Source organism: Streptomyces atroolivaceus, from assembly GCF_000717025.1.
Lineage (GTDB): Bacteria > Actinomycetota > Actinomycetes > Streptomycetales > Streptomycetaceae > Streptomyces > Streptomyces atroolivaceus.
Genome location: NZ_JNXG01000090.1, coordinates 1 through 235 on the forward strand (window position 1 = coordinate 1; position 235 = coordinate 235).

Annotated in this window: 1 protein-coding gene; it reads right to left on the reverse strand. The window is 68.5% G+C overall.

Annotation, left to right across the window (positions count from 1 at the left end):
- A partial coding sequence (locus OO67_RS35545; protein WP_033305970.1) for an aminotransferase class III-fold pyridoxal phosphate-dependent enzyme occupies positions 1-235 on the reverse strand: 235 nt, incomplete at both ends.

The window sequence follows — 235 nt, forward strand, 5'->3', positions numbered from 1 at the left end:
CTGGCCGTCGAAGTAGTTGTCGAACGGCATCGGCGTGCCGTGGACCAGCGGGATACCGGCGCCGGCCCGCTTGAAGGCGTTGCCGGTCACGGCCAGCGAACCCAGCGACATCCCGTGGAAGGCGTTGGTGAACGACACGACCGACTCGCGGCCCTTGACCTTGCGGGCCAGCTTCAGCGCCGACTCGACGGCGTTGGTGCCGGTCGGGCCGGGGAACATCACCTTGTAGGGCAGG